Raw genomic sequence first — 7,954 nt, 5'->3', positions numbered from 1 at the left:
CCCGCCGAGCAGCGCGGCCGGCGCCGGGAACCGGACGTTCGCGCAGACCCCGCCGCTGCCCGTCCCCGCACCGAGCCGGTGCGCGAGCCGCTGGGCCAGCCAGCGCTCCACCCCGCGCTCGGGGACCGCGACGGTCTCGGCCGCGAACGGGTCGCCCGAGCCGGCAGCCAGGACGTCGGCGAGCGCCTCGACGAGGGTGTCGGCGCGTTCGGCCCGATGGATCTCCAGCACGGACCGCACGGTAGCGGCGACCCCCGACAGTGACGGGTGGACCCCTCTACCAGGAGGACACGCGGTAGTTCTTCAGGAACACTCCGTGCAGGTCCTCGCCGGCCTCCCCGGCGACGATCGGGTGGTAGACCCGGGCGGCGCCGTCGGCGAGGTCGAGCGGGGCGTGGAACCCCTCCTCGGCCAGGCGCAGCTTCATCGGGTGCGGACGCTCGTCGGTGATCCAGCCGGTGTCCACCGCGGTCATCAGGATCCGGTCGGTCGCGAACATCTCGCCCGCGCTGGTGCGGGTCAGCATGTTCAGCGCGGCCTTCGCCATGTTCGTGTGCGGGTGCCCGGGCCCCTTGTAGCCGCGTCCGAACACGCCCTCCATCGCCGAGACGTTCACGACGTACTTGTTGCGGGCGCTCGACGCCGCCATCGCCGGGCGCAGCCGCGAGACCAGCACGAACGGCGCCGTCTGGTTGCACAGCTGCACCTCGAGCAGCTCGAGCGGGTCCACGTGCTGGACGTGGTCGACCCAGCTGTTGACCGCCGCGGTGTCGGGCAGCAGCCCGCCCGCGTCCACCGCGGTGCCGGCGGCCATCCGCTCCGGCGACGCCGAACGGGCCGTCGTCGCCAGCGCGGCCAGGTCGCGCCCGCCCGGGACCGCGCCGGCCAGCAGGAGCGGGTGCTCGCGCGAGGCACTGGTGAACGACACGATCTCCGGCAGCTCGCCCGCTGGCAGCTCCTCGTGCTCGGCGGCCTCCAGCGCGGAGTACGAGCCGGGGGAGCGGCGCACCGTCTGCGCGGCGTTGTTGACCAGGATGTCCAGCGGCCCCGCGGCGGCGACCTCGTCGGCGACGGCGACGACCTGGCCCGGGTCACGCAGATCCACCCCGATCACCCGCAGCCGGTGCAGCCACTGCGCCGAGTCGGGCAGCGCGGCGAAGCGGCGGGCGGCGTCGCGCGGGAAACGGGTGGTGATGGTGAGGTGCGCGCCGTCGCGCAGCAGCCGCAGCGCGATGTACATCCCGATCTTGGCGCGGCCGCCGGTGAGCAGCGCGCGGCGCCCGGACAGGTCGGTACGGGCGTCGCGGTGGGCACGGTGCGCGGCGGCGCAGTCCTGGCACAGTTGGTGGTAGAAGGCGTCGACGACGGTGTAGCGCGTCTTGCACACGTAGCAGCCGCGGGCGCGGTGCAGCGTCCCCGCGGTCGCGCCGGGGGTGGTCGACACCAGCGGGATGCCGGCGGTCTCGTCGTCGATGCGCCCGGCCGCGCCGGTCGCGGTGGCGGCGGTGACGGCCTCGTCGGAGGACTTCTCGGCCTGCCGCTTCTCGGCGCGGCGCCGCAGCCGCACCGACTTCCAGATCCCCGCGGTCGCCCGCCGGACGACCACGGCGTCGGGGTGTTCGGGTGGCAGCTCGTCGACCCGGGCCAGTACCTTCAGCGCGGTCGCGAGCTCGTCCGGGTCGATGCCGGGGCTGGACACCGGGACACTCCTGGGATCGGTGGTCGGGGGACGGGCGTCGATCCTAGTTCCCCCGATTCCGGCTCAGGACGCCAGCGGCTGCGCGAGCCCGACCTCCTCGGCCATCTCGGTGAGGACGGCGATGTTCAGCTCGAAGGCGTGCACCGCCTCGGCGAGCAGCCGGGCCCGCTGCGCCGGGGTCCAGGCCGCGTCGTCGAGCAGGGCGCGGTACCGGGTCCGGAACGCCGACGGGCTGCCGAGGGCCCTGAAGTCGTAGAACAGCCGCCCGGGGCCCTCGATGCCGTAGGTGCGCTGCAGGACCTTCCCGACGACCTGGCCGCCGGCCAGGTCACCCAGGTAGCGGGTGTAGTGGTGGGCCACGAACAGCGCCGGGTCCGAAGCGGCCTCGCGCAGCCGCGCCACGTAGGCCGCCGTGGAGGGCAGGACCCGCGGGACGCCGCCGCCGAGGGCGTCGAGGTCGGCGTGCAGGGCGGGCACCCGGCGCAGCTCGTCGATCACGAACGGGGCCGCGACCGGGTCGGCGGCCAGGGCGTCCCCGGCCTCCTCCAGCGCGGTGTAGATCGCGACGTACTGCTCGGCGAGCAGGGTGTAGGCGTCCAACGGGAGATCACCGTCGAACAGCGCCCCGAAGTAGCTGCACCGGTGGGCCCGCTCGTGCACCGCCCAGGTGGCCTGGCGGAGATCGGCGGACAGCGTGCCCGTGATGGGGGTCGTGGCGTCCATCGGCCCTCCCGTGACGTGACGTCTGGTGCGACGGCACGGCGCCGGATCTGACACCGTGTCAGATCACGATGCTAAGCGCTGGATGCGGGTAAGGCTAGCCTCAGTCGCGGACAATCGTCGAGACCGCTCGCAGCACGGCGGCGACCGCGGTCTCCACCGTCGCGTCCAGCGCGTCCGGCTCGACCTCGACGATCCGACGGCTCGACAGCGCGGCCGAGACCACGGCGGCGAGCACGTGCGGGTCGTCGTCGACCATCGAGCCGTCGGCGGCGCCGGCCCGGAGGACGGCCACCAGCCGGTCGGAGATCGGGTCGGCGTGCGCGGCGATCCGCCGGTAGGCGGCCGGGTCGAGGGCACCGGCCAGCGCCTGGCCGGGCGGGAGGTGGAACTCGGCGAGGCGGCGCAGTTGCAGCCGGGCGAAGGCGGCGAGCCGTTCGCGGGGGTCCGCGGCCTCGGCGAGCGCGGCGTCGAGCTCGGCGACGTAGCGCTCCGCCTCGTGCTCGACGAACGCGACGAGCAGGGCCTGGCGGTCGGGGAAGTGGTTGTAGAGCGCCGTGCGCCCCACGCCGGCGGCCGCGGCGACCCCGGACAGGGTCACCGTGTCGAAGCCACGTCCGTAGAGCTGCCCGCGCAGGGCGTCGAACACCCGCTCGCGCACCTGCTCGCGGTGCGTCGCCAGCGAGCCCAGGACCTTCGGCACGCGGGCCAGTGTAGGCCCGCGTGCCGGTCGGCCCGGAACCTCAGAGCTGCGCGAGCACCGACTCGACGCCGGAGATCTCGACGGTCGGCGGGACCGGCTCGACGCCGATCCAGCGCACGACGCCGTCGGTGATGATCGCGGCGTAGCGCTGCGACCGGGTACCGAGGCCGAACTTCGACCCGTCCATGTCCAGACCGGCGGCCTTGGCGAAGTCGCCGTTGCCGTCGGCGAGCATGAGCACCGCGTCGCCGGCGCCGCGGGACTCGGCCCAGGCCTCCAGGACGAACGCGTCGTTGACCGAGGTGCAGGCCACGGTGTCGACGCCCTTGGCCTTGAGCTCGTCGCGCCGCAGGACGTAGCCGGGCAGGTGGGTGTCGGAGCAGGCCGGGGTGAACGCGCCGGGCACACCGAACAGCACGACCGTGCCGGTGCCGAGCACCGAGGCGCTCTGCACGGGCTTCGGGCCCTCGGCGGACGGGGTCATCAGGGTGACGTCGGGGATCTGGTCACCGGCGGCGAGAGCCACGGGTTCCTCCTGGTGCTGCGGGGTGGAGCGGTCGGGACCGACCCTAGTCCGCCACCGCCCCGCCCGGCCCCGCGCCGTCGTCACACCCCGTCCTGTCGCCGGGCACCGCCGCCGGCGCCGCACGGGTTCCGCGCCGTGCGGACACCGTGCGGCGCGGGACCCGCGCGGCCGTCAGTGGCAGCTCGTGGGCGCCGGCGGGACGTCGAGGGTGGGGTTGCGGTCGAAGAACCCGGCGGGCTTCAGGACGAAGCCGGTGTAGTCGACCGGCATGACCGGCCAGTCCTCCGGCCGCGGGAAGTGGGTCAGCCCGAAGGTGTGCCACAGCACGACGTCCTGGCCGTCGAGGTCACGGTCCGCGGCCACCCAGGAGGGCAGTCCGTCCCCACCCGGGTTCTGGTTGACGAAGTCGCCGGCCGGGTAGCGCTGCGCCGGGTCGTAGCGGGTCACCCACAGCGCCTTCGAGGCGAACGTCGCCCGCGCGTGGATCGACGACGCCGGGTCCGCCAGCAGGGTGGGCTGCCCGTGCGGGTGCAGGACGTAGCCGACCGGCCGACCCAGGGCGTTGGTCCTCTCGGTGTTCACCACGTGCCAGACCCGCCCGGACCCCGGGTCGGCGTCCCGCTGGGCCTGCGACTCGCGGGTCAGCCGGGTCGCCGAGCGGGCGAACGCGTTGCCGTGGGCGTTGCCCTCGCCCATCGGCACGCGGACCGCCTCGACCTCCTCGACGGCGTTGGCCGTGCCGTCGACGGTCATGTCCAGCCGCGCGGAGAACAGGTGCTGGTGGAACGGAGCACCCAGGCCGGGCGCGACCTCGGTGGCGTACTCGCCGGGCGTACCGGAGGTGAACACGATGCCGGTCGCCTTGCACTCCAGCTCGATGGTGCCGTCGAGGTAGAGGTACCAGTAGAAGCCGTAGTCGTAGTTGCCGATCGGGGTGAAGAACGAGATCACCAGGCGACGCTGGCGGCGCACCTCACGGGCGCCGGTGAAGATGTCGGTGTGCTTCCAGAGGACGCCGTGGTCCTCCTCGTGCATGCAGATGGCATTGCTGATCGTGCGCGGGTTGCCCAGGTCGTCGGCGACCACCGCGTCGAGGTAGTGGATGTCGCCGAGGCAGTCGCAGCCCAGCTGCAGGGAGTCGGCGTAGCGGGCGAACATGTACTCGCCGCAGTCGAAGTAGTTCTGCCAGAACCGCACCGGCGCCGGGTCGGCGTAGGGCACGACCATCTCCGCGACCGAGGCGCGATAGCAGATCGGGCGCTCGTCGAAGGCGATCTGGTGCAGGGTCAGGCCCTCGCGCTCGTTGAACCCGACGCGCAGGTCCCACTTGCCCCAGCGGACCCGGCCGTCGGTGACGGTGAACGAGCGCCCCTCGGGCTGGGTGATCTCGATCGGTTTGAGCGAGGTCATGTGCTCGCCCTGCACGGCCGGGTCGTCGAAGTTCCCGCTGGTCGCGGGCACCGGCACGACACCGGTGTCGATCACCCGGTCGACCGTGCGGGCGGTGAGGTCGACGTAGGCGACGAGCCCGTCCACGGGATGTGCCCAGGCGTGGTCGGCCTCGTGGTCCTGGCGGAACCCGAAGGCGCGGGCGAGGCGGCGGCCCTTCTCCCCGGGGATGTCGTAGACGCCGGCCGACAGCGGCACGGCGCGCACCGAGGCGGGCTCCAGCCCGCGCTTCTCCAGCGCGGCGAGCCAGTCCGGGGAGGCGTTCAGGACGTCCTCGATGAACTCGAACTCCGAGTCGATGATCGGCGGCTGCCCCTCCCGCTCGGGCTCCAGCTCGCGGCAGGAGACCAGCTCGCGACGGGTGGCCGAGACGACCGTGTCGTGGGAGCGGCCGGTGCCCAGGTCCAGCAGCACCGCGCGGAAGCTGCGCTCGGCGTCGGCGCCGTCGGGGTGGGCGAGGACCTCGGACTTGGGCGGCTCCTCGGGGGCGAAGAACGCGAAGCGGACGTGCTCGGTGAGCAGCCCGGCCGCGGCGAGGACCTCGCGGACGACGGTGACCTCGGCCTCCGTGGTCGGGGCCAGCGGGTGGCTCGCGGTGGTGCGCGGCTCCTGGACGGCGGTCATCGGGTCTCCTCCTGGAGGTCGGTTCCGGCGGTGTCGTGCCCGGTGTCGTGCGCGGTGTCGTTCCCGGTGACGGTTCCGGGCGCGTCGGGCGAGGGCAAGGTCTCGGGGCGGGCACCCGTGAATCGGGTCAGGACCGTTCCGAGCACGAACGCGGCGACCAGGACCCCGCCGATGGCGAGGGCCAGCGCGGGGGAGCCGCCGATGAGCGTCGGGAAGTTCGCGACGGTCAGCCACAGGCAGACCAGCAGACCGGCCAGCCCCAGCGCCGGGGCCAGGGCGGTGTGCCAGAACCGGGTGTCGACGCGCGAGCGGCGGAAGAACACCAGCACCGCAGCGCAGGTCAGCGCCATCAGCGCGAGCACCCCGAGGGTCGCGGTCCCGGCCATCCAGGCGAACACCTGGGTCACCGGGTCCATCCCGGTCACCGCGAACACCGCGATCAGCGCCAGCGCGGTGCCCGACTGGGCCGCCGACGCGGCGTGCGGCGAGGCATGCCGGGCGTGGCTGCGGCCCAGCGCGGGGGGCATCGAGCCGGCGTTGCCGAGGGCGAACAGGTAGCGCGAGAGCACGTTGTGGAACGACAGCAGCGCCGCGAACAGGCTCGTGACCAGCAGGACCTGGGCCAGGTCGCCGCCGACCGGGCCGAGCACCGCGGTGATCGTCGCGACGATCATGTTCCCGGGGTCCTCGGTCGCGCGGGCCACGGCGCCGTCGTCGCCCCAGGCGGAGACGACGGCCCACGACGACAGCGTGTAGAACGCGCCGATCAGCACGAGAGCCAGGTAGGTCGCGCGGGGGATGGTGCGCTCGGGGTCGCGGGCCTCGTCACGGAACACCGCGGTGGCCTCGAACCCGATGAACGAGGCGATCGCGAACATGATCGCGATGCCGAGCGAGCCGGACAGGAACTGCGACGGCACGAACAGCGCCGTCGAGCGGCCGGAGCCGAGCCCGCCGGTCGCGGCGACGACGGCGTCGAACACCAGCACGATCGCGACCTCGGCGACCAGCAGCGTGCCCAGGACCCTGCCGGACAGCTCGATGTGGCGGTAGCCGAGCACCCCGGCGACGACGAGCGCCGCGGCCGCGTAGAGGTACCAGGGCAGTGCGGGCCCGCCGTGGTGCTGCACCAGCGCGTCGACGGTCGCGCCCAGGTAGCCGTAGACCGCGGCCTGCACCGCGGTGTAGGTGACCAGCGCGAGGAAGGCCGAGCCCAGGCCCGGCGCGGCACCGAGCCCGCGGGCGACGTAGGCGTAGAACGCGCCGGCACCCGGCACGTGCCGCGACATCGCGCAGAAGCCCACCGCGAACAGCAGCAGCACCACCGCGCACAGCACGAAGGTCATCGGGAACGCGGCACCGTTGCCCGCGGCCAGCCCCAGCGGCACCGTCCCGGCGACGACGGTCAGCGGCGCGGCCGCGGCGACCACCATGAACACGATCGACCCGGCGCCCAGCGTCCCGCGCAGACGGTGCCGGTCCGCGGGCTCCGGGGCCGGCGACGGTGGTGACGGGCGGGGCGCGGGTGCGCTCACGGTTCCTCCTGGCGGTCGAGGCGGACGTCGGGTGCCGGGACGGTGGCCGGTGCCGCGGACCGTGCACAACGCCGGATCCCGTGTGGTGCGAATCACCGGCTGTGGTGTTCCCGCACTGCGGGAACGGCGCCGGAGTTTTTCTCGTTCGACCCGTCGTCGCTGGTCATGGCGTCGACATGGGGAGCTAGTGTCCGCGGGCGAGGATCACCGGTGAGGGCGGGGAGGGGCGTCGTGACGTCGTTGCGTGACCGGTCACCGGTGCACGGCCTGGCCCGGCGACGAGTGGGCCCGGCCGCCGTCGCGGCCCAGTCGATCGCCGGATCGGCACCCTCGGCGGCGATGGCGGCCACCCCGGTGATCGTCGCGGGCATGGCCGGGGCGGGCACGGTGTGGTCGTTCGTCGTCGCCGGTGTGCTCGCGCTGCTCGTCGCCGCCTCGGTCGCCCGGTTCACCCGCCGGATGGCGGCACCCGGCGGGATCTACACGCTGACCGCGCAGGGCCTCGGCGCCGGACCGGCGTTCGCGGCCGGGATCGCGACGCTGGCCGGGTACCTGCTGCTGTGCGGCGCGGCGATCGCGGGAGCCGTGGCCTACCTCGGGCCGCTGTGCGGGCCGTGGGCGACCGGGCCGCTCGCGTCGGCACTGCTCGCCGTCGCGGTCGGCGCGGTGGTGACCGCGCTGGTCGTGCGCGGGGTCCG

At 74.0% G+C, this 7,954-nt stretch carries 7 protein-coding genes and 1 pseudogene; 1 reads left to right on the top strand and 7 read right to left on the bottom strand.

The genetic code is table 11. The features are described from left to right. From GTW08_RS20275 to GTW08_RS20245, 7 genes are all read right to left on the bottom strand, one after another. Positions 1 to 231, bottom strand: a 231-nt coding sequence (locus tag GTW08_RS20275; RefSeq protein WP_161152383.1) for an exodeoxyribonuclease V subunit gamma, incomplete at its 3' end; no start/stop codon positions are given. Positions 232 to 277: 46 nt separating this feature from the next. After that, positions 278 to 1,699, bottom strand: a complete 1,422-nt coding sequence (locus GTW08_RS20270) for an SDR family NAD(P)-dependent oxidoreductase (protein WP_174565855.1) — start codon at positions 1,697 to 1,699, stop codon at positions 278 to 280. A 63-nt stretch (positions 1,700 to 1,762) separates the two neighbouring features. Next, positions 1,763 to 2,422 carry a heme oxygenase (biliverdin-producing) gene (locus tag GTW08_RS20265; protein WP_073574532.1) on the bottom strand — a complete coding sequence of 220 codons (660 nt, stop codon included), beginning with the start codon at positions 2,420 to 2,422 and terminating at the stop codon, positions 1,763 to 1,765. 100 nt (positions 2,423 to 2,522) lie between these two features. Further along, complete coding sequence (locus GTW08_RS20260; protein WP_073574533.1) at positions 2,523 to 3,122, bottom strand: TetR family transcriptional regulator; 600 nt, start codon at positions 3,120 to 3,122, stop codon at positions 2,523 to 2,525. 40 nt (positions 3,123 to 3,162) lie between these two features. Continuing rightward, positions 3,163 to 3,648: a peroxiredoxin gene (locus GTW08_RS20255; protein ID WP_062395851.1), complete on the bottom strand. Its 486-nt coding sequence runs from the start codon at positions 3,646 to 3,648 to the stop codon at positions 3,163 to 3,165. Positions 3,649 to 3,819: 171 nt separating this feature from the next. Continuing rightward, the gene (locus GTW08_RS20250) at positions 3,820 to 5,721 is read right to left on the bottom strand and encodes a primary-amine oxidase (protein ID WP_073574534.1); all 1,902 of its coding nucleotides are present in this window, start codon (positions 5,719 to 5,721) and stop codon (positions 3,820 to 3,822) included. After that, the gene (locus GTW08_RS20245; RefSeq protein ID WP_304580050.1) at positions 5,718 to 7,256 is read right to left on the bottom strand and encodes an APC family permease; all 1,539 of its coding nucleotides are present in this window, start codon (positions 7,254 to 7,256) and stop codon (positions 5,718 to 5,720) included. The genes GTW08_RS20250 and GTW08_RS20245 overlap by 4 nt, the downstream gene beginning before the upstream one ends. 231 nt (positions 7,257 to 7,487) lie before the next feature. Between GTW08_RS20245 and GTW08_RS20240 the strand changes: the two are divergent. After that, positions 7,488 to 7,954 (top strand): annotated as a pseudogene (locus GTW08_RS20240) (APC family permease); the annotation flags it as partial.

The sequence above is a fragment of the Pseudonocardia sp. SID8383 genome (genome assembly GCF_009864975.1).
Taxonomy (GTDB): domain Bacteria; phylum Actinomycetota; class Actinomycetes; order Mycobacteriales; family Pseudonocardiaceae; genus Pseudonocardia; species Pseudonocardia alni.
Note: the sequence above shows the minus strand (reverse complement) of the source record. Positions and strands in the feature narration are given on the sequence as shown.

What these genes read in the sequence shown, in the direction of transcription:
- GTW08_RS20265 (WP_073574532.1), bottom strand. Translation starts at nt 2,422, where the DNA reads ATGGACGCCACGACCCCCATCACGGGCACGCTGTCCGCCGATCTCCGC.
- GTW08_RS20250 (WP_073574534.1), bottom strand. Translation starts at nt 5,721, where the DNA reads ATGACCGCCGTCCAGGAGCCGCGCACCACCGCGAGCCACCCGCTGGCC.